17 protein-coding genes are annotated in these 19,499 nt (G+C 61.9%); 4 read left to right on the top strand and 13 right to left on the bottom strand.

Annotated elements, in window-relative coordinates; translation table 11 throughout:
- Positions 1 to 14: 14 nt before the first annotated feature.
- From ACYZT4_RS24115 to ACYZT4_RS24130, 4 genes are read right to left on the bottom strand one after another with little or no spacing between them, the layout of a single operon-like run.
- Complete coding sequence (locus ACYZT4_RS24115; RefSeq protein ID WP_461983312.1) at positions 15 to 1,010, bottom strand: lysylphosphatidylglycerol synthase domain-containing protein; 996 nt, start codon at positions 1,008 to 1,010, stop codon at positions 15 to 17.
- Positions 997 to 2,292: a cardiolipin synthase ClsB gene (gene clsB / locus ACYZT4_RS24120; protein WP_461983314.1), complete on the bottom strand. Its 1,296-nt coding sequence runs from the start codon at positions 2,290 to 2,292 to the stop codon at positions 997 to 999. Before clsB ends, ACYZT4_RS24115 begins: the two co-directional genes overlap by 14 nt.
- Positions 2,289 to 3,086, bottom strand: a complete 798-nt coding sequence (locus ACYZT4_RS24125) for an endonuclease/exonuclease/phosphatase family protein (protein WP_461983315.1) — start codon at positions 3,084 to 3,086, stop codon at positions 2,289 to 2,291. The genes clsB and ACYZT4_RS24125 overlap by 4 nt, the downstream gene beginning before the upstream one ends.
- Positions 3,083 to 4,009 (bottom strand): DUF72 domain-containing protein, encoded by a 927-nt coding sequence (locus ACYZT4_RS24130; protein ID WP_461983317.1) that lies wholly within the window; start codon positions 4,007 to 4,009, stop codon positions 3,083 to 3,085. Before ACYZT4_RS24130 ends, ACYZT4_RS24125 begins: the two co-directional genes overlap by 4 nt.
- Before the next feature lie 426 nt (positions 4,010 to 4,435).
- On the opposite strand from ACYZT4_RS24130, the gene ACYZT4_RS24135 reads away from it, so the two are divergent.
- Positions 4,436 to 6,535 carry a mechanosensitive ion channel family protein gene (locus ACYZT4_RS24135; protein ID WP_461988780.1) on the top strand — a complete coding sequence of 700 codons (2,100 nt, stop codon included), beginning with the start codon at positions 4,436 to 4,438 and terminating at the stop codon, positions 6,533 to 6,535.
- Between the two features lie 107 nt (positions 6,536 to 6,642).
- Here ACYZT4_RS24135 and ACYZT4_RS24140 read toward each other — a convergent pair whose 3' ends face one another.
- The gene (locus tag ACYZT4_RS24140) at positions 6,643 to 10,941 is read right to left on the bottom strand and encodes a DEAD/DEAH box helicase (protein WP_461983319.1); all 4,299 of its coding nucleotides are present in this window, start codon (positions 10,939 to 10,941) and stop codon (positions 6,643 to 6,645) included.
- 215 nt (positions 10,942 to 11,156) lie between these two features.
- On the opposite strand from ACYZT4_RS24140, the gene ACYZT4_RS24145 reads away from it, so the two are divergent.
- Both ACYZT4_RS24145 and ACYZT4_RS24150 read left to right on the top strand, forming a co-directional pair.
- Positions 11,157 to 12,041: a sugar nucleotide-binding protein gene (locus tag ACYZT4_RS24145; protein ID WP_461983321.1), complete on the top strand. Its 885-nt coding sequence runs from the start codon at positions 11,157 to 11,159 to the stop codon at positions 12,039 to 12,041.
- On the top strand, positions 12,034 to 12,963 hold the full coding sequence (locus ACYZT4_RS24150; RefSeq protein ID WP_461983323.1) for an NAD-dependent epimerase/dehydratase family protein: 930 nt from the start codon (positions 12,034 to 12,036) through the stop codon (positions 12,961 to 12,963). Before ACYZT4_RS24145 ends, ACYZT4_RS24150 begins: the two co-directional genes overlap by 8 nt.
- Here ACYZT4_RS24150 and ACYZT4_RS24155 read toward each other — a convergent pair.
- The 5 genes from ACYZT4_RS24155 to ACYZT4_RS24175 all read right to left on the bottom strand — a co-directional run bounded on the left by ACYZT4_RS24155 (position 12,960) and on the right by ACYZT4_RS24175 (position 16,929).
- Positions 12,960 to 13,658, bottom strand: coding sequence for an OmpW/AlkL family protein (locus ACYZT4_RS24155; protein ID WP_461983325.1), 699 nt, complete (start codon positions 13,656 to 13,658; stop codon positions 12,960 to 12,962). The genes ACYZT4_RS24150 and ACYZT4_RS24155 overlap by 4 nt on opposite strands.
- Before the next feature lie 93 nt (positions 13,659 to 13,751).
- Positions 13,752 to 14,270, bottom strand: a complete 519-nt coding sequence (locus ACYZT4_RS24160) for a DUF3299 domain-containing protein (RefSeq protein WP_461983327.1) — start codon at positions 14,268 to 14,270, stop codon at positions 13,752 to 13,754.
- An 11-nt stretch (positions 14,271 to 14,281) separates the two neighbouring features.
- Complete coding sequence (locus ACYZT4_RS24165) at positions 14,282 to 15,547, bottom strand: ABC transporter permease (protein ID WP_461983328.1); 1,266 nt, start codon at positions 15,545 to 15,547, stop codon at positions 14,282 to 14,284.
- 1 nt (position 15,548) lies between these two features.
- The gene (locus ACYZT4_RS24170) at positions 15,549 to 16,259 is read right to left on the bottom strand and encodes an ABC transporter ATP-binding protein (RefSeq protein WP_461983330.1); all 711 of its coding nucleotides are present in this window, start codon (positions 16,257 to 16,259) and stop codon (positions 15,549 to 15,551) included.
- Positions 16,260 to 16,332: 73 nt separating this feature from the next.
- Positions 16,333 to 16,929, bottom strand: coding sequence for a DUF2796 domain-containing protein (locus tag ACYZT4_RS24175; RefSeq protein WP_461983332.1), 597 nt, complete (start codon positions 16,927 to 16,929; stop codon positions 16,333 to 16,335).
- Positions 16,930 to 17,063: 134 nt separating this feature from the next.
- Between ACYZT4_RS24175 and ACYZT4_RS24180 the strand changes: the two genes are divergently transcribed.
- Positions 17,064 to 17,402, top strand: coding sequence for a hypothetical protein (locus ACYZT4_RS24180; RefSeq protein WP_461983334.1), 339 nt, complete (start codon positions 17,064 to 17,066; stop codon positions 17,400 to 17,402).
- Positions 17,403 to 17,464: 62 nt separating this feature from the next.
- Here the strand turns inward: ACYZT4_RS24180 and trxA are convergent, their stop codons facing one another.
- Genes trxA through ACYZT4_RS24195 form a run of 3 tightly spaced genes read right to left on the bottom strand, consistent with a single transcriptional unit; the run spans position 17,465 to position 19,492 of the window.
- Entirely contained in the window at positions 17,465 to 18,337 is an 873-nt protein-coding gene (gene trxA / locus ACYZT4_RS24185) for a thioredoxin (RefSeq protein ID WP_461983335.1), read from the bottom strand.
- Positions 18,338 to 18,368: 31 nt separating this feature from the next.
- A complete protein-coding gene (locus ACYZT4_RS24190) occupies positions 18,369 to 19,031 on the bottom strand; it encodes a class I SAM-dependent methyltransferase (RefSeq protein ID WP_461983337.1) in 663 nt (220 codons plus the stop codon).
- A complete protein-coding gene (locus tag ACYZT4_RS24195; protein WP_461983338.1) occupies positions 19,028 to 19,492 on the bottom strand; it encodes a YbaY family lipoprotein in 465 nt (154 codons plus the stop codon). The genes ACYZT4_RS24190 and ACYZT4_RS24195 overlap by 4 nt, the downstream gene beginning before the upstream one ends.
- Positions 19,493 to 19,499: the final 7 nt, after the last annotated feature.

Raw genomic sequence — 19,499 nt, forward strand, 5'->3', positions numbered from 1 at the left:
TCGAGTCGTCGCTCTCAACCTTGCTCCTTGGGTTTCTTGGCGATCCGTAGCGACTTCGCCTTCGCTTCGACAATCAAATACATCACCAACGTAATCAACAACGGCAAGATGAAATAAATCGCTCGATAGGCCAGCAATCCCGCCACCAGACTCCCCCGCGAAGCCTCATGCTGCAGCAGCGCCACAAACACCGCTTCCAGCACCCCGAGCCCGGCCGGAATATGGGTAATGACGCCAGCAATCGCACTGATCAACAACACCCCCAGCACCAACGGATAATCCAGCTTGCTCGGCAACAACGTGAAAATCACCGCCGCCATCAGCGACCAGTTCAGCGCCCCAAGCGCCAGTTGCAGTATCGCCATGCGCAGCGACGGCAGATTGATTTCCACGCCGCGAATCGCCCACTCGCGACGCTTGGAAAACTGACAAGCCGCCAGGTAGCCCGCGCTCACCAGCAACAACAAAACCCCCACCGCCTGCAACGCTCCGCTGCTGAGTTTCCAGCCGGGCGGCATGCGCACCAGCCCGCTGCTGAACACTGCGCCAGCGATCACCATATAGCCGAACCAATTGGTCGCCAGGCTCAAGCCGAGAATTTTCGCGATGTTGCCTTTGCTCACCCCGAGCCGCGAATACAGCCGATAACGCATGGCGATGCCGCCGACCCAGGCACTTAAATTCAGATTGAAGGCGTAGCTGATAACCCCTACCGGCAGGATCTGTTTCCAGGTCAAATCCTGACGAATATAGGTACGGCCGATCAGGTCGAAGCAGGCGTACACCAGAAAACTGACCAGCGTCAGCCCGGACGCGATGATCAGCGTGCGCACCTTGAATTCAGCAAGGGTGTCGAATACCTCGTTCCATTCGATGCGCTGGGCGAGCATCGTGAACAGCACGATCAGTGCGAGGAAAAACAGGATCGTCAGCGGTTTTTTCCAGCGGCTGAAGCGCGACTTGCCGGGGCTGTCGGCGTGCACCGCCGGATGGGTTTCAGCGCGGCTCATGGTGATCGCTCCCGGCGGTGTGCGTGAACAGCTTCAGGCGCGGCTTGTGCGCCGGCAGCCAACCGGCCCACGCCGGGAAATGCCGCAGGAAGTGAAACACCAGCAAACCCACGGTCATGTGCCACACCCGTCCGCGGGGGGATTTGTCCGGTGACATGGCTTTGCAGTGATGTGCGCTGAGCATTTCGAGGCGTTCGGATAATTCGCGATTGAAGGTGCGATCGCGGATCAGCACATTGGCTTCCAGGTTCATCGACAGGCTCAACGGGTCGAGATTGCTTGAGCCCACGGTGCACCAGTCCTCGTCCACCAGCGCGACCTTGCCGTGCAGAGGGCGCTCGCAATATTCGTGGATCTGCACACCGGCCTTGAGCAAATAGTCATAGGTCATGCGCGCCGCCAGTTTGGCCACCAGCATGTCTGGCTGACCCTGCAGGATCAGCCGCACATCGACGCCACGGCGAGCGGCGTTGCGAATCTCGCGCAGCAGACGGTAGCCCGGGAAGAAGTAGGCGTTGGCGATCACCACGCGGCGCTGGGCACTGCGCAGGGCCAATCGGTAAACCTCTTCAATGTCGGTGCGATGGTCGCCATTATCGCGGTAGACCAAACGAACCTGACCATCGTGGTCACTGAACGCCAGTTCCGAACGGCGTTGGCGACGCCGTTGCCACCAGAATTTGGCCCGCGCCGGGCGACCGCTCTGCAGCAGGGCGAAATGATGAATGTCTGCCACTGCCGGGCCTTGCACTTCAACCGAGTAATCCTGCTTGGCCTCGGGGCCAAAGTCGGCGAGATGGTCGGCGGAAAAGTTGATGCCGCCGATGAACGCAATCGTGCCATCGACCACCACGATTTTGCGGTGCAGGCGCCGGAACCAGTTAGTGCGAAAGCCCAGGCGCTTGGGCGCCGGATCAAACATCTGGATCTGTACGCCGGCCTCGCTCAATGCCGCGAGGTAGCCAGTGGTCAGCTCGCCACAACCGAAACCGTCAAGGCTGGCGGTGACCCGCACACCGCGTTGCGCCGCTTCGATCAACACTTGCTGCAGCTCGTTGCCGACCTTGTCCTCGAACACAATAAAGGTTTCCAGGAGGATTTCCGTCTTGGCCTGACGCATCGCCTCGAACACCCTTGGGAAATACGCTTCACCGTTTTCCAGCAGATGCACCCGGTTGTTGCCATGCCAGCCATAGTCGACGTCGACCACGCCGGGCTCGCGGATCGGCGGATTGGCGGACACGTGTTCCACGCTGGTTTTTTCCATCGGTGCGCTGCTCATAACTCGATCTCCACCGATAGCGGTGCGTGGTCGGAAAGGTGTGACCAAGGCCGCGCCGCCAGGACTTGCGGGCGGTGGGCCTTGAGGTTGCGTACGTAGATGCGGTCCAGGCGCAAGGCCGGCAAGCGTGCCGGGAAACTGCGCGCTGGTTTGCCGTGAAGTTCGGCAAAGACCTCGCGCAAGCCGCACGGTTTGAGCAGCGCGTCGGCGCGCTGGCGCCAGTCGTTGAAGTCGCCGGCGAGGATGACCGGCGCGTCGTCCGGCAACTCTGCCAGACGCTGAGTCAGCAGTTTCAGCTGTTCGTTGCGATGGGTTTCGCGCAGCCCCAAATGAACACAAATCGCATGCACTTCCGGGCCGTCGCCGGGCAAGCGCAACACGCAATGCAGGATGCCGCGGTTTTCATGGCCGCTGATCGAGACGTCGAGGTTGTCGTGGCGAATGATCTGGAATTTCGACAGCAGCGCGTTGCCGTGATCGCCGGCCGGGTACACGGCGTTGCGCCCGTAGGCGAACTGCGGCCACAACGTGTCGGCGAGAAACTCGTATTGCGGCATTGCAGGCCAGTTGTCGTAGCGCTGGGGATGGTGCTCGTGCGTGCCGTGCACTTCCTGCAAAAACACCACGTCGGCGGACACGCTGCGCACCGCTTCACGCAGTTCCGGCAGGATGAAACGCCGGTTGAGCGCGGTAAAGCCCTTGTGCGTGTTAACCGTCAGCACGGTGAAGCGGCGTACTTCGGTCAGGGTCTGCGGCTGATCATCGGCGGTGCTGAACGGCTCGGGCCCACTCATGACAGCACGCCTTCGGCAGCGGGTTCGCCGGGAGCGGTGGCGAGGTCCTTGTCGAGGTGAAAGTGCTCGAGCAAGCGGCGGGCGTCGAAGGGCGCGCGGACCTTGATGTCATTGTCGAAATAGCAAAACACTTCGCGGGATTTACACACCTTGGGCTTCTGCCGTGGCGCGATCAACTGCGGGTCGGACGGTTGCCGCCCGTGGTTCCAGGCGTCAATCCGTTCGCCCCAGCGGTCCAGCGCTTGCTCCGTGTAACCACTGGCGTAGAGCGCCTCGGCGCCGTGCAGACGCAAATAGACGAAGTCACTGGTGAGGTCTTCACGATAAGGCCATTTACCGGCCGTGTCGGCGATCACCAGGGCGACGTTGTAGCGCTTCAGCAGGCGGATAAACGCCGGGTCGACAAAGGTGTCGTTCCTGATCTCGACGGCGTGGCGCAGTGGCTTTTTCTTGTAGGCCTTGATGCTGACGTGGCCGTGCAGGTGCGAGTCGTGCTGGCGGGCGAGGGCGGCGGCCTGCTGGGTGTTGGGCGGCAATTGTTCGAGAAAGCTTTCGAACAGTTCGGCGTCGAATTTGAAATTGGGCGGAAATTGCCAGAGGATCGGGCCAAGCTTTTCCTTGAGCTCCAGCACGCCGGAGGCAAAGAAATTGGCCAAGGGCTTGTGCACGTCACGCAGGCGTTTGACGTGCGTGATAAAGCGCGGCGCCTTGACGCTGAAAACGAAGTCTGCCGGGGTTTCGGCGTACCACTCAGCGTAACGTTCAGGCCGTTGCAGGGCGTAGAACGATCCATTGATTTCGATGCTGTTGACTGCCCGCGAGGCAAATTGCAATTCGCGCTTCTGAGTCAGCCCCTTCGGGTAGAAGTCGCCCCGCCAAGGCGTGTAGCGCCAGCCTGAAATGCCAATATGAATCGCCGCCATGTCGCCTCCCGTCTGATGGTCCTCGGTTGCCGCTGTCTTTTGATGACTGTCGGTCAATCGAGAAAGTTTCCACCGGGCTACAGACGGTAGGAATGTGAAACTCGTAGGAGCCTGCTTGCTGGCGATGGCCGTGGCCCATTCAACATTGATGTGAATGTCACACCGCTATTGTCAGCAGGCAGGCTCCTGCAGGGAGATGAGTGACAGGCGACAGTGCGCGTGGAACTCTCGGCGTAGGCGGAGCCGAAAAACACGCCGCGGGCCAGGCCGATGACGATCCGGGCAAGGATCGTTCCCACGTCGAGGCGTCGAACCGTCCACGAGGGAGCGATCAGGGCAATGGGTGAACTTGCCGGGCATTTGCCGATCAGTTCCTTACAGACCCTGCTCAAGGAGCTCCCCGTTTTGCTCAAGTTCAAGACCGTGATGTTACTGGGCGCGTTGCTGTTTCTAGGCAGCAACGAACTGGAAGCCGCCACGCTGCCGGGCCTTCCCGCCGCCGCTGCCGAGGAACCGGCAAAACCTGAACCACTGGTCCAGGGCGGTTTGCTCGGGGCAATCAGTTCCAGCATTGACGATGTTCAGGACAAACTTGACCTCAATGACCACCTGGTCGACGCCTGGCGTCTGCGGGCGGACCGGGCGGCGGATGAAGTCGACAAACTGGTGAATCAGCCGTCTTCGCGATCCCCGATGAGCGTGGTCGGCGATTTCATGTTGTTGTCCGGCGTCTGGCTCGGGGTGTTCGCCCTGCTCACGGTGCTGGGTGGGTTGCTGGATAAACGCCTGAGCGAGGGCCGGTTTTTTCGTGCACGGCAGCGCAGCCAGGACTTGCTCGGCTACCTGCTGCCGTACACGATTCCGGCAATGATCTGCCTGCCGCTGACTTTATACGTCAGCCATTTTCTGCCGAACTCGGTGGGACGGGCGCTGGCGCTGTGTTTCGCCTACGCCACCAGCAGCGGCATATTTTCCACTTCGATATTCTTGTGCGTGATCGTCATGTTCAACAAAGGGCACAAGCGCCCGGCCGTGCAGATCATCCGTGATTACTGCCCAAAACCGCTGTTCCTGATAGGGTTTCTCGCGGCACTCAGCGATGCATTGACCAGCCCGCAGATCGCCCGGCAACTGGGCAGCAATATCACCAGCAGCATCGCGGTGTTTACCGGTTTGTTTGCCTCGATCATTTTTGGATTACTGGTCATTCGCCTGCGCCGTCCGGTGGCGCATCTGATCCGCAATCGGCCGTTGGCGCTGCGCCTGAAGCAGCCTTCGTTGCAGGAGTCGCTGCGGATCTTTTCCGGGCTCTGGTACTGGCCGATTCTGTTGATGGTGATGGTCTCGGCGATCAACCTGATCGGCGTCGGCGAGGACAACCAGAAAGCCCTGCGCTGTGCCTTGTTCACCACCATTCTGCTGATCGCCACGGTGTTCCTCAGCACGATTTTCCAGCACCTGTTCAAGTCTCGAAAAGCCGAAGCAGTCTTGCGCAGCAGCGCCTACAAGGAACGCTTTCTCAGCTTGTTGCACGCGTTGCTGCGGATCGTCATGGCGGTAGCATTCATCGAGATCCTCGGACGGATCTGGGGCGTGTCGCTGTTCGAGTTCGCCGAGCGCAACTCGGTGGGCAGGGCGATCAGTGAGTCGCTGAGCAGCATGGGCCTGATCTTTCTGGTGACCTGGTTGCTGTGGGTGGTGCTTGATACGGCGATCCAGGAAGCGTTGAAACCGCCGATCAACAAACGCACGACGCAGCCGAGTACGCGGGTCAAAACCATCCTGCCGCTGCTGCGCAATGCGATCAAAATCATCCTGGTGGTGATCTGCGCGATCACCACCATGGCCAATCTCGGGATCAATGTGGCGCCGCTGTTGGCGGGTGCCGGGGTGGTCGGCCTGGCCATCGGTTTCGGTTCGCAGCAACTGGTGCAGGACGTGATCACCGGACTGTTCATCATCATCGAAGACACGCTGTCGATTGGCGACTGGGTGGTCCTTGACTCGGGACATGCCGGCACGGTCGAAGGCCTGACCATTCGCACCTTGCGCCTGCGCGACGGCAAGGGCTTTGTGCATTCGGTGCCGTTCGGCCAGATCAAGGCCGTCACCAACCAGTCGCGGCAATTCGCCTACGCGTTTTTCTCGGTGCAATTCACCTACGACACGGACGTGGACAAGGCCATCGAGCTGATCCGCGAGGCGGGTGATTCGATCCGTGACGACCCGTTTCTCAAGTACAACCTGCAAGGGCCACTGGACGTGTTTGGCGTGGACAAAATGGACCTCAACGGCATAGTGCTGACGGCGCAGTTCCGGACGGTGTCGGGTGGGCAATATGCGGTGAGCCGAGCGTTTAACCAGCGTTTGAAAAAGCTTGTGGATAACAGCCCGTGGGTGCACTTCGCGCAAACTTATCCACAGCAGGTTTTGATGCCTCGGCAGGCGATGGCTGAGCAGGAGGAGGAAGCGATCGCGCCGGAGCATTCGCCGGTGTTGCTGCCGGATCAGCCAAGGCCCCAATAATTTTTGTTGAGGCTTTCGGCCCCATCGCGAGCAGGCTCGCTCCTGCAGTGGAATGCATTTCAAATGTGGGAGTGAGCCTGCTCGCGATGAGGCCAGCAAAGACAGCCTCAATGCCGGGTCAGTTTTGCTTGTATTTCAACCGTCGATTCCACCCAGAAAACCAGCTTGCCGGCAATCTCGGCCGCCACCGGCAACCCATCCCGATACACCAGTCGATTATTCGCTAACGCCGGTACTTTCACCCCGGGCAACAACGTCCCGGCCAGGTTCAGCGGATCAACCCCGCACACCGCAATCAGACTCCCGTCATGCGCGCGCCGGCGCACTTCTCGCAGCAAAGGAATCGCTTCGGGCAAGGCAAATTGCTCACCGGCCAGACCACTGGCAAACCGCCCGCCGCGTATCTCGCCCCGCGCCTCCAGCCGATGGAACGTGCGCAGCAATTCGCGCCAGCTCGGCAACCAGTCCGCCTCACGTTCCAGCAGGCGCCAGAACACCACGCCATAGCGTCGCAGCAAGGTCATCGCGATATGTTCCAGCGTGTCGCTTGGCGTCGGCTGTTTCTTATCCAGCACCGGCGCCGGAGGCCCGCGTCGGAGCAAGGCCCAGCGCCCGGCATCGTCCATGCCGCCGATAAACGCACCGCGTCCGCGCCGGCTGCTGCGGGCCTGACGTTTGCTCGCCGGGGTGATCAGCGCACGCAACCCGGCGAAGCTATCGGCGTTCACCAGCCCGGCGCCGACCAGTTCCTGCAAGGCGATTTCCAGCTCGGTGCGCAGCAGATGGGCTTCGTGGATCAACTCATCGAAAAACAGCGCGCCGTGTTGGCTCAGCGCTTCATATGCCTTTTGCGTTTTTGGCGAGAGTTCGCTGACCGGCGTTTGCTCGGTCAGCGCGCTCCAGAGACCGACCTGACTGCGCGGCAGTAACACAATCGGCGTGCTGCGCAACGCCGTGCCGGCGTTTTTGTTGGGCACGGTCAGGCGCGTCCACACCAGTTTGCCGCTGCGGCACAGATCATCCAGCCAACTGGGCGAATAGCCGCTGATTCTTGCCGGCAGAATGTCGCTGTCCCAGGCAGAAGCGGCGGCTGGATAACCTTCGAACTGACCGACAATCGCCGGCAACACGCCGCTGCCCTGGCCTTGGGTCGGCACGGAAAGATGCTGCCAGTCGAACAGAAACCGCATGAAATCCTGCAGCGCCACCGGCTCTATTTCCCGCCGCAGACGCTTGACCGTGTAGCGATGAATCCGCGCCAGCAAATGCCGCTCGCACCATTCATCCTGAGCCGCGCCAAGGGTGAATTGCCCGCGCAGCACATAACCTTCGCGTTCCAGTGTCGCCAGCACTTGGGCGACGTGCGTCGCCGCCGATCCCAATGGCTCGGCAATCGCCTGCAACGGCAGCGGACCAAAAGCACTGAGCCGCGCGCGGATAACTTCCAGCAATGCGTCGTCGGCCTCCCAGACTTCATCGAACCCCGGCAGCGCCTCCAGTGGCGGTACCCAATCGGCCTGTGGATAAATCGCCCGCAAGCAGGTCAGTCGTTCCAGTGCCACCCACAGCGAATGGTGGGCATCGATCTGCAAACGACTGGCGCGACCGCCCTCGGCAAGAGCGCTCAGCCATTCCAGCCACTGCGCATTGGCCAGTGCTTCGGCCTCGGTGATGCACGCGAGGCTCATCAGCGCTTCATGCATTTCATCGACGCCGGTGGGCGTAGGCCAGGCTTCATCGCGCACTGCTTGAATCGCCTCGGCATCCAGCGCGCCGAGGTCGTCGGTGGACTGCGGATCGGTCCAGCGCCGGTTGAGCACGGCTTGCGTGCGGCGTTCTTCCAGCGGCGCATCGTCGAGAAAGGTGTAGGGCCGGGCGCTGAGGATTTCTGCGGCCAGTGGCGAAGGCGCCGGCAGGTCGCGGCTGATCAGGCGCACCTCGCCGCGCTCCATGCGCCGCAATAAGGCCAGCCATCCTTCGCAGTCCATGGCTTCGTGGAGGCAGTCGTCGAGGGTCTGTTCCACCAGCGGATGCTCGGGAACTTCGCGCTCACCGGCGAGGTTTTCCACGCAGGCAATCTGGTCGGGAAATACGCTGGCGATCAGGTCCTCGCTTTTCATGCGCTGAAGCTGCGGCGCGACTTTGCGGCCGCCGGTGTAACGCGGCAGCGCCAGCGCCACCCCGGCATTCCAGCGCCAGCGCACGCCGAACAGCGGCGCTTCGAGCACCGCTTGTATCAACAGATGCTCGGCGCTGTTGCTGTGCAGGTAACGCCAGACATCGTCCAGTTCGAAACTGTGGCTGGTGGAAAGCGACAGCACGATTGCGTCTTCGCTGGCGGCGGCCTGCAATTCGAAGTTGAAGGTGCGGCAGAAGCGCTTGCGCAGGGCCAGGCCCCAGGCGCGGTTGATACGGCTGCCGAACGGCGTGTGGATGATCAGTTGCGTACCGCCGGATTCGTCGAAAAAACGCTCCATCAGCAGCGTGTCCTGGGACGGCAAGGCGCCCAGTGTCAGGCGCGCGCGGGCGAGGTAATCCACCAGTTGCTCGGCGCTGGCGAGGTCGAGGCCAAGGGTCTCGGTCAACCAGTCAATGGCAGGTTGCAGGTTGCCGGGTGTGGCGCCGAGCAGATCGTCGAGTTGCGCTTGCAGGCGCGCCACGGCGAACGACAGTTCGGCACTGCGACCCGGCGCTTCACCGAGCCAGAACGGAATGGTAGGTGGCTGGCCCTGAGCATCCTCGACCCGGACCTTGCCGGTGTCGATCCGCAGGATGCGGTACGAGGTATTGCCCAGTTGAAAGATATCGCCGGCGATACTTTCCACGGCGAAGTCTTCGTTGACGCTGCCGATGTTCAGCCCTTGGGGTTCGAGCAGCACGCTGTAGTCGGCGTTGTCCGGAATTGTGCCGCCGCTGGTGACGGCGGTCAGTTTGCTGCCGCGCCGACCGCGCAACGTGCGGGTCACCGCGTCGCGGTGCAGGTAAGCGCTGCGCATGCCCTGGCGCCCGTTGTAGCCTTCGGCGAGCATGTGCAGCAGCGCCTGATAGTGCTTTTCGTCGAGTTCGGCGTAGGGCGAGGCTTTGCGGAACAGCGCCAGCAGCGCTTGCTCCTGCCATTCCTGGCAACTGACCTCGGCGATGATCTGCTGGGCCAGCACGTCCAGCGGCGCCACGGGAATGTGCAGGATGTCGAGTTCGCCCCGGCGTACGCAGTCGAGCAACGCGGTGCATTCGATCAAGTCGTCGCGGGTGGTGGCGAACAACCGGCCCTTGGGCGTGCCGCCGACCTGGTGGCCGGAGCGGCCGACCCGTTGCAGAAAACCGGAAATGGAACGCGGCGAGGAAATCTGGCAGACCAGGTCGACATCGCCGATGTCGATCCCCAATTCCAGCGACGCCGTGGCGATCAGCACTTGCAGGTCGCCGCGCTTGAGCCGCTGTTCGGCATCAAGGCGGAATTCCTTGGCCAGGCTGCCATGGTGGGCGGCGACGGCTTCCTTTCCCAGGCGCTCGCTCAAGTGCCGGCTCAGGCGTTCAGCCAGTCGCCGGGTGTTGACGAAAATCAGCGTGGTGCGGTGTTCGCGGGCGAGGGTGGCGAGGCGGTCGTAGACCAATTCCCAGACATCATTGGCCATCACCGCCGACAACGGCACCGGCGGCACTTCGATGCCCAGGTCCCGTGGGCGGGCGTGGCCGATGTCGATGATCTCGCAGTCACGATCGCGCCCGACCAGGAAGCGCGCCACCGCATCGATGGGTTTTTGCGTGGCGGACAGGCCGATGCGCATCAACGGTGTCGCACACAGCGCCTGCAACCGCTCCAGGCTCAAGGCGAGGTGGCTGCCGCGTTTGCTCGCGGCGATGGCGTGGATTTCATCGACGATTACTGTGCGCGTGGTGCTTAGCATTTTGCGCCCGGAGTCGGAGCCCAGCAGCACGTAAAGGGATTCCGGGGTGGTGACCAGGATGTGCGGCGCGGTCTTGCGCATCGCCGTGCGTTCTTTTTGCGAGGTGTCGCCAGTGCGCACGGCGGTGTTGATCTGCAACTCGGGCAAACCCCTGGCGCGCAGTTGCGCGGTGATGCCGGCCAGCGGGTTTTGCAGGTTGATCTGGATGTCGTTGGACAACGCCTTGATCGGCGAAACGTAAACCACCAGCGTTTCGTCGGGCAGGCCGTTTGGGGTTTCGAGGCCACGGTGCACCAGATCGTCGAGAACCGCGAGAAACGCGGTAAGGGTTTTGCCGGAGCCGGTGGGCGCGGCGATCAGCGTCGAACGGTGCTGGCGGATCAGCGGCCACGCCCGGGCCTGGGCGGCGGTGACCGTCGGGAAGGTGCTGCTGAACCAGGCGCTGACGGCGGGGTGGAAGCCCGCCAGTGCAGCGTCCGGGGGAATGGGCAGATTCATAGACGATTTATGCGGGCGGGGTGGCGAAGATGCAAGTACCGCTGGGGATCTGTGTCGACAGGCCGGGCGCCACAAATTCCGGACATCTACACTTTACGGATGACGGTTGCGCACTAAACCCGCAAAATGCAACGATTCCGACAATTATCGACGGCACCGCCCGCGCGCGGTGTCGATTAAGCCATTGTTCCAATCAGACTGGGCCTGCTGACTCTATGCGAATGCGCCTTATGTTACTGGGCGGCGGAAATGCCCTTGGGCAGGCGCTGATTCGCCTCGGGGCGGAGGAAGACATCGGCTTCCTCGCCCCCCGCCCACCGCAAGACGGCTGGGACGCCGCGACCCTGACGCAACTGCTCGACGACACCCGCCCGGACGCGTTGATCAACCTCGCCTACTACTTCGACTGGTTCCAGGCGGAGACGGTCAGCGATCAGCGCCTGGCCGGGCAGGAACGCGCGGTCGAGCGTCTGGCCGAACTGTGCCAGCATCACAATATCGTGCTGGTGCAACCGTCGAGTTATCGCGTGTTCGACGGCTCCCGCGCGACCGCCTACAGCGAAAAAGACGAGCCGGTGCCGCTGGGCCTGCGCGGCCAAGCGTTGTGGCGCATCGAGCAAAGCGTGCGCGCCACCTGCCCGCAACACGTGTTGTTGCGCTTTGGCTGGCTGCTTGATGACAGCCCCGACGGCACGCTCGGGCGATTCCTGTCCCGCGCTGAAAAGCCCGAAGAACTGCTGATGGCCGATGACCGCCGGGGCAACCCGACGCCGGTGGATGACGCGGCCCGGGTGATCATTTCGGTGCTCAAGCAGCTCGATTGCGCGGCGCCGCTGTGGGGCACTTACCACTACGCGGGGCACGAGGCGACCACGCCGCTGGCGCTGGGGCAGGCGATTATCACCGAAGCGCGCAGCCTGCACGAACTCGCCATCGAAGCACCGACCGCCCAGGCTCACGCCGCGCGCCCCGACGCTGCCGAAGAACCGCAACACGCGGTGCTGGCGTGCAAGAAAATCCTTCACACCTTCGGGATCAAGCCCCGCGCCTGGCGTGCGGCACTTCCGGGTTTACTGGACAGGTTTTATCGCCATGGCTGACGGCCCTGTTTTGATCACGGGCGGCGCCGGTTTTATCGGCTCGCACCTGACGGATGCTTTGCTCGCAAAAGGGCATTCGGTACGGATTCTCGATGACCTCTCCACGGGTAAACGCAGCAACTTGCCGCTGGATAACCCGCGCGTTGAGCTGATGGTCGGCGACGTTGCCGATGCGGCGCTGGTCGCCCGGTGCATGGCCGGTTGCAGCGCGGTTGCGCACCTGGCGGCCGTCGCCTCGGTGCAGGCGTCGGTGGACGATCCGGTGAAGACCCATCAGAGCAATTTCATCGGCTCGCTGAATGTCTGCGAAGCGATGCGCCAGAGCGGCGTCAAGCGCGTACTGTTTGCGTCCAGCGCGGCGGTCTACGGCAACAATGGCGAAGGCGAGTCAATCGATGAAGACACGCCCAAGGCGCCATTGACGCCGTACGCGTCGGACAAATTGGCCAGCGAGTTTTACTTTGACTTCTACCGTCGCGAGCATGCGCTGGAACCGGTGATTTTCCGCTTCTTCAACATCTTCGGCCCACGTCAGGACCCGTCCTCGCCTTACTCCGGGGTCATCAGCATTTTCAGCGAGCGTGCGCAGAAAGGCCTGCCGATCACCGTGTTCGGGGACGGCGAGCAGACGCGGGATTTTGTCTACGTTGAAGACCTGGTCGAGTTGCTGGTGCAAGCTATCGACAAACCGCAGGTTGAAATTGGCGCGGTCAATGTCGGCTGGAACCAGGCCACCAGCCTCAAGCAAATGCTGGAAGCGCTGGCGGTGGTGGTCGGTGATCTGCCGCCTGTGAGCTACGGCCCGGCGCGTTCCGGTGATATCCGCCATTCGCGGGCGAACAATCGGCGATTGCTGGAGCGCTTCAAGCCGCCAGCGCAGACACCCATGAGTGTCGGCCTGGCGCGGTTGTTGGCGATTTAGAACTTGTAACCAAGCCCGACCATGTAGATAAACGGATCGACATCCACATCCACCTTGGCCCGGGTGCCCGGTGCAACCGCGTTGTTTTCAACGGTCGCGGTGGTGTCTATATCGATGTAGCGCACCTGGGCGTTGACCATGATGTTGTCGGTGATCATGTAGTCGGCACCCACCTGGAATGCCATGCCCCAAGAGTTATCCGCCTTGAAGTTGCTGAAGCCGTTGGCTTGCGCTTCGCTGCCGACGTGTTCGTCGTAGATCCAGGTGTAGTTGATGCCGGCGCCGACATACGGCTGGAACGCGGATTTGCCGTCCAGCGGGTAGTACACGACGCTCAAGGTCGGCGGCAGGTGTTTCAGGCTGCCGAGTTTGCCATTGGCCGTACCCAGGGCGGTGCCTTTGATCTTCACGTCATGCTCGAACGGGGTCGCCGCGAGCAGTTCGATGCCCCAGTGGCTGTTGAGCATGTAAGCGAAGTTCAGACCCAGTTGCGTGTCGCTGCCCATGGTGGCCTTGCCACCGAGGTCGGCGCCCTTGAGCGGGCCTTGGTCGACCTTGACGTTGGAACTGTCGGCTTTCGGGTTGACGGTGATTGCACCGGCACGAAGGATGATGTCGCCACCTTCGTGGGCATAGGCAAACGGGGCTGCGAGCGCGAGGGCAAACAGCGAAGCGCTGAGCAAAGACTTGTGCATGGGGGCTCCAAAGGACGTTGAAAATGTTCGATGTCCAATGGTAAGGCGCCTAACGATCAGGTCTTTTGACGCAGCGCAAGGAAATGGTGAAGGTCACTCCGGCAATTCATACACATAAATTTTGTCCGCCTTCATCTGATACCCGGCATCCGCCAGTTCACTGGTGGACGCCTTGACCTGCAACGCCCCCTCGATCCAGTACGGCTGATACAGCTCGTCCAGCTTCACGCCGACTTCGCTTTTCACCTGCACGATCTGGTTCGACGGCGGTGGCGGTACGTGGATGCAGGCGCCGAAATACGGCACCAGCAAAAACTCGGTAGTGCGGCCCGCTTCGTTCACTTCCAGCGGCACGATGTAGCCCGGCAAGCGGATGTTTCGCCCGTCGAGACTCTGCACCACCGGCGCATTCGGCAGATCCTGCTTGGCTGCGGGCGCCGACTCGGCAGACAGCGTGCTGCTCATCTGCGACATATCATGCAGCGGCGTCATGTTCGGCACTTCCGGCAGGGCGTCCGGCGGGATCATTTCCGACCAGGTCAGTTCTTTCGGCTCGGCCGCCCACAGCGGCAGGGCGACCAGCATCAACAGCGCAAGCAGAGCGCGGGGCATCTTCAACGTCCTCATAAACGAATCGACAGGCCATCGGCCAAGGATTGGCGATACGCGCGCCAGGCCGGCACGCTGCCCATCAGCAGCGCGGCGATCAGGATGCCACCGAGCAGCGTCCATTCATATTCGCTTGGCCAGGCCAGTGGCAAAAACAAACCGTAATTGGCCTGCACATAACCCTGCGCGACGGCGATGCCCACGTACAGCAGGGCCACCCCGGCAATCACGCCGGACAAGGCCAGGGCAAACGCTTCGAGCACCAGCAACGTCGCGATGTGCCACGGTCGTGCGCCGACCGAACGCAGAATTGCCATCTCGCGCCGACGTTCATTGAGGCTGGTGAGAATCGCCGTGAGCATGCCGATCAACCCGGTCAGTACCACGAACAGCGAGACCACGAACAAGGCTTTTTCCGCCGTGCTCATCAGGCTCCACAACTCCTGCAACGCCACGCCCGGCAGGATCGCCAGCATCGGCTCACCACGGAATTCGTTGATTTCACGTTGCAGGGCAAAGGTCGAAATCTTGCTGTTGAGTCCGAGCATGAACGCAGTGATCGCCTGCGGCGTCAGGTCCATGTTGCGCGCCTGATCGGCACTGACCCGCCCGTTGCCACGCGCGGGAACGCCGTCGTGCCAGTCGATGTGAATCGCTTCCATGCCGCCGAGGCTGATGTGCAACGTGCGGTCCACCGGGGTGCCGGTGCGTTTGAGAATGCCGACCACGGTGAAGGGTTTGTCGTCGTGCTTGACCAGGCTGATCACGGCCACGCCGTGGGCCAGCACCAGTTTGTCGCCGAGTTTGTAATGCAGCGCATCGGCCACTTCGGCGCCGAGCACCACGTCGAACGGATCGGTGGCAAAGGCGCGGCCATCGGCCAGTTCCAGGTGTTGTTGATGGCCGTACTGGTAGTGCTCGAAGTAGGCCTCGGTGGTGCCCATCACCCGATAACCGCGATGGGAATCGCCGAGGGACATCGGGATCGCCCACTTCACTTTCGGGTTGTTGGCGAAGTGTTCGAAGCTGTCCCAACGGATGTTGTTGGTAGCGTTGCCGATACGAAACACCGAATACAGCAAGAGGTTCACCGAGCCGGAGCGGGCGCCGACGATCAGGTCAGTGCCGCTGATGGTGCTGGCGAAACTGGCTTTGGCCTCGGTGCGCACCCGCTCCACGGCCAGCAACAGGCAGACGGAGAGGGCGATGGCGAATGCGGTGAGGATCGCGGTGAAGCGGCGGTTAGCCAGGCTGGCCATGGCTAGACGAAACAAATACATCTCAGACCTCTGCAGACGTGGCGGCGCGATTGAGATCGGCCAGCGACAGGTGGCGATCGAACAGCGGCGCGAGGCTCTGGTCATGGCTGACAAACAACAGGCTCGACCCGGCTTCACGGCATTCGGCGAACAACAGGCGAATGAAGTTTTCGCGAGCGTCGTAATCCAGGGCCGACGTCGGTTCGTCGGCGATCACTAGCTCCGGCTGACCGATCAACGCACGGGCCGCGGCGACGCGCTGCTGTTGGCCGATGGACAGCGAATCGGCGCGGCGACTGAGGATGCTTTCATCTTTCAAACCCAGATGCGCGAGCAGGGTGGCCGCCGCTTGATCGACACTGCCGTGGCGCTGGATCGCACGCTGGGCGCGCAGTCTGGAAAAGTGGCAGGGCAGCTCGACGTTCTCGCGTACCGAGAGAAACGGCAGCAGGTTGAACTGCTGGAAGATGTAACCGGTGTGGTCGACGCGGAAGCGATCACGCGCGCCGGCACCGAGCTCGGTCAGTTCCTGGCCGAGCAGGCGGATGCTGCCGCGATCGGGCTTTTGCACCCCCCCGAGCAGGCCGAGCAGGGTGGTCTTGCCGCTGCCGCTCGGGCCTTTGAGAAACAGGGTTTCCCCCGGTTCCAGGCGAAATGCAGGGATATCCAGCAGCGGCGGGTGACCGGGCCAGCTAAAGCCCAGGTTTGACAGTTCGATGAGTGCTTGGGTCATGTGAAACCGGTCAGGTAATAGGTGAACCCCTGTAGGAGCGAGCAGGCTCGCTCCTACAGGGGGGCGGGGTGGATCAGAACTTGAGGGCGGCCGCCTTGGCCGTCACTTCAACCCCTTGCTGCCCGCTCGGGCTGATCAGTTGTACCTGAATTTTCTGGGTCGCCGGGAACGTGTTGAAGATAGTCGACAGGTCGAGGTTTTTCAGCGCGCCAGGAGCCGCACAGGTGAATTGATAGTGAGCGTGGATTTCGCTGTGGTCGTGGTGATGCTCGTCCTTGGCATCTTCGTCGTGGTCGTGGTCGTGGTCGTGATCGTCGTCGGCATCCGGCTTGTCACCGAACAGAGGACTTTCCAGTTCCTGGCTCGCCACAACGCAACCTGCGGCTTTCGGCAGATTGAACAGGGTCAGCGGCTTTTCAAGCTGCGCACGGACGGCGGCGACTTTGGCCTTGTCGGCGTCGGTGGTGGCGGCATGCTCGAACCCCACCAGGTTCATCGCCGGGCTTTCCAGCTCCAGCTCCAGGGTCTGGCCGTCCAGCGCCGCGTTCAGGCGACCGACACCGTGCTCGTGGGCGCCGAGGCTGCCGTGCTCATGGTCGTGTTCATCGGCAGCGTGGGCGACAGCCAGCGGCAACAGGGCAAACGGCAAAGCGAGCAGCAGACGACGCATGGCGGGTCTCCGAAAGTAAAATGAATAATTTGTTATGTGATCTTATAACGTTAGAGCCGAGAGTGTGACCGTCCGCTTGGCGTTGCACAAGTCCCGTGGGAGCATGGGGGTCAGAAATGTGCGGGAGCGGACTCATGTTGCGAATACGCGGAAGCATCGGCGACTGGCCGGTGGATTTGTCCCTGGAGATGGACGACGCGGACTGGGCACGGCTCGGCGCGCAGTTGCAGGTGGTCAAGCCTGAAGCCAGTGTCGCGCCGGCGAAACCGGTGAATCAGGACGATACGCAGTGGCAGATCGCAAAAGATTTGCTGCGCAAGGCCGGGCAATTGAGCGGGCCGGATTTGCTCGAGCAACTGGAAGGACTGACCGGTAGCGCAGCGTCGGGCAAACGGCTGTTGGTGCGATTGCGCCATAGCGCGGAGGTGAAAGTGTCGAGCGGCGGGGATACGCCGCTGTACATCTGGCTGTAGAAACGCGCTGTTGTTGCGGCCGCCATCGCTGGCTTGCCAGCGATGAACGATAACGCGGTCTATCAGTACAGCGCGGCAAACAACTTGCGGCGGTACGTGGTCACCAACGGGTGATCATTGCCCAGCAGTTCGAACACCTGCAGCAAGGTCTTGTGCGGCAAGCCTTCGCTGTAGCTGCGGTTGCGGATGAACAGCTTGAGCAACGCATCCAGCGCCGCGTCGTACTGCTGGCGGGCCAATTGCTGGATCGCCAGTTGGTACACCGCTTCATCGTCCTGCGGATTCTTCGCCAGACGCGCCTTCAGGTCGGCGGCATCCGGTAGGTCCTTGGCCTGACCGAGGAATTTGATCTGCGCCTTCGCGCCGGCCAATGCAGCTTTGTGCTCATCACTATTCACCGCGTCGAGCACGGTCTGCGCTTCAACCAGTTCGCCACGTTCAGTCAGGCAACGGGCATAGAGAATCAGTGCCTTGGCGTTGGTGTTGTCTTCGCCCAGCAGCACAGAGAGCAAGGCTTCAGCGTCGGCAAAACGACTCTCGTCGAACAGCGCCTGGGCCTGTTCAAACGGATCGGCGGCGGCTGGCGGCGGCATTTGGACGTGAGGTTCAAGCATCGCCCGTACCGCGGATTCCGGCTGCGCACCGGCAAAACCATCCACCGGCTGGCCGTCCTTGAACAGCACCACAGTCGGCAGGTTGCGGATGCCGAAGCGGGCGACGATGTCCTGTTCGAGATCGCAGTTGACCTTGGCCAGCAGCAACTCGCCCTGATAGCTCTCGGCAATCGTCTGCAGCATCGGCATCAGCACTTTGCAGGGCGCGCACCATTCGGCCCAGAAATCCACCAGCACCGGTTTATGGAAGGAGTTCTCGATCACCGACTGGTCGAAATCGGCGGTCGTGGCGTCGAAGATGTACGGCGTTTCCTGACTCATGAGGGATCTCTAGAAAGCGTGAATGGGGCCACTATAAAGCGGGGCGCCGCGCGTGGTACAGGCTCACATGCCGAAACTCTTCCGGCTCGGCCAGGTCCGGCAGGGTCATGGCTTCGAGCATCTCAATCCGCCGATACATCGGATGACGAAAATCCCGCACCCGTGAATCGGCCACCAGCGCTTCCCGGCCACGACTCAAAAACTCGTCGAGCAACGGCAGGTTCGCCCGGTCGTACAGCACATCGGCCACCAAAATCAGATCAAACCGATCCGCCTCGGCAAAAAAGTCCGTCGAGTAGCTGAGTTGCACCTCATTGAGTGCCGCATTTGCCCGACACGCGGCAATCGCCAGCGGGTCCAGGTCACACGCCACCACTTCCAGCGCGCCGGCCTTCATTGCCGCAATCGCTGCAACCCCGGAACCGGCGCCGAAATCCAGTACGCGCTTGCCTTTGGCCCACTCGGGGAATTCAGCGAGGTAACGCGCCACTGCCAGCCCGCTGGCCCAGCAGAAACTCCAGTACGGCGGCTCATGCAGAATCCGCCGGGTCTCCTCCGGGCTGAAGGCGCGGTCCATGTTGTCGCCGTCGATCAGCCAGAGTTTCAGCTCAGTGCCGGGCAAGGCGACCGGCACCAGCTGCGCATCACCGAGCAATTCAACCAACGCCTGTTGCAGGTCGAGCGGTGCAATCATGGCGCTTTGACGAATTGCAGCTGGCCCAATGCCTGGGTGGTGGGTTGGGTGATGGTCTGCGATGGCAGGTGCAAAATCAGCTGGCCGGACTGGCTGGCGCGACCACGCAATTCAACGCGGGACCCTACTGGAAAGGATTCCGGGTTGAAGCGCAGGTGAAACGGCAGCACTTGGTTAGTGCCGATCAGGCTGGAACTGGCGAGCAATTGTTGCGGACGGTCCTTTTCGTCGATCACCAGCAACGCCAGTTCGACTTCGGCCCCGGCCGGCACGCCTTGCAGGGTGCCGCTCAATTCACGTTGAAAAGCGGGCAGCGGACCGAGGTCGGCGGACTCGCGGGCTTTCTTCTGCGCCGCCTGCGGGGCAGGGCCCGGTGTTGGCGGCTGGGGCTTGGGTGCATCGCTGCCGCAGGCCACCAGCAGGCTGAAAACACTGAGCAGTACGAGCGGTCTTAGGGACATTTGCGGC

The organism is Pseudomonas sp. GB2N2 (assembly GCF_054897705.1).

Bases quoted from the DNA above. Each gene is read 5' to 3' on its own strand.
- trxA (WP_461983335.1), bottom strand. From the start codon at position 18,337: ATGAGTCAGGAAACGCCGTACATCTTCGACGCCACGACCGCCGATTTC.
- ACYZT4_RS24195 (WP_461983338.1), bottom strand. From the start codon at position 19,492: ATGTCCCTAAGACCGCTCGTACTGCTCAGTGTTTTCAGCCTGCTGGTG.
- ACYZT4_RS24115 (WP_461983312.1), bottom strand. From the start codon at position 1,010: ATGAGCCGCGCTGAAACCCATCCGGCGGTGCACGCCGACAGCCCCGGC.
- ACYZT4_RS24165 (WP_461983328.1), bottom strand. From the start codon at position 15,547: ATGTATTTGTTTCGTCTAGCCATGGCCAGCCTGGCTAACCGCCGCTTC.
- ACYZT4_RS24155 (WP_461983325.1), bottom strand. From the start codon at position 13,658: ATGCACAAGTCTTTGCTCAGCGCTTCGCTGTTTGCCCTCGCGCTCGCA.
- ACYZT4_RS24125 (WP_461983315.1), bottom strand. From the start codon at position 3,086: ATGAGTGGGCCCGAGCCGTTCAGCACCGCCGATGATCAGCCGCAGACC.
- ACYZT4_RS24130 (WP_461983317.1), bottom strand. From the start codon at position 4,009: ATGGCGGCGATTCATATTGGCATTTCAGGCTGGCGCTACACGCCTTGG.
- clsB (WP_461983314.1), bottom strand. From the start codon at position 2,292: ATGAGCAGCGCACCGATGGAAAAAACCAGCGTGGAACACGTGTCCGCC.
- ACYZT4_RS24135 (WP_461988780.1), top strand. From the start codon at position 4,436: ATGTTACTGGGCGCGTTGCTGTTTCTAGGCAGCAACGAACTGGAAGCC.
- ACYZT4_RS24150 (WP_461983323.1), top strand. From the start codon at position 12,034: ATGGCTGACGGCCCTGTTTTGATCACGGGCGGCGCCGGTTTTATCGGC.
- ACYZT4_RS24170 (WP_461983330.1), bottom strand. From the start codon at position 16,259: ATGACCCAAGCACTCATCGAACTGTCAAACCTGGGCTTTAGCTGGCCC.
- ACYZT4_RS24175 (WP_461983332.1), bottom strand. From the start codon at position 16,929: ATGCGTCGTCTGCTGCTCGCTTTGCCGTTTGCCCTGTTGCCGCTGGCT.
- ACYZT4_RS24140 (WP_461983319.1), bottom strand. From the start codon at position 10,941: ATGAATCTGCCCATTCCCCCGGACGCTGCACTGGCGGGCTTCCACCCC.
- ACYZT4_RS24160 (WP_461983327.1), bottom strand. From the start codon at position 14,270: ATGCCCCGCGCTCTGCTTGCGCTGTTGATGCTGGTCGCCCTGCCGCTG.
- ACYZT4_RS24145 (WP_461983321.1), top strand. From the start codon at position 11,157: ATGCGAATGCGCCTTATGTTACTGGGCGGCGGAAATGCCCTTGGGCAG.
- ACYZT4_RS24180 (WP_461983334.1), top strand. From the start codon at position 17,064: ATGTTGCGAATACGCGGAAGCATCGGCGACTGGCCGGTGGATTTGTCC.
- ACYZT4_RS24190 (WP_461983337.1), bottom strand. From the start codon at position 19,031: ATGATTGCACCGCTCGACCTGCAACAGGCGTTGGTTGAATTGCTCGGT.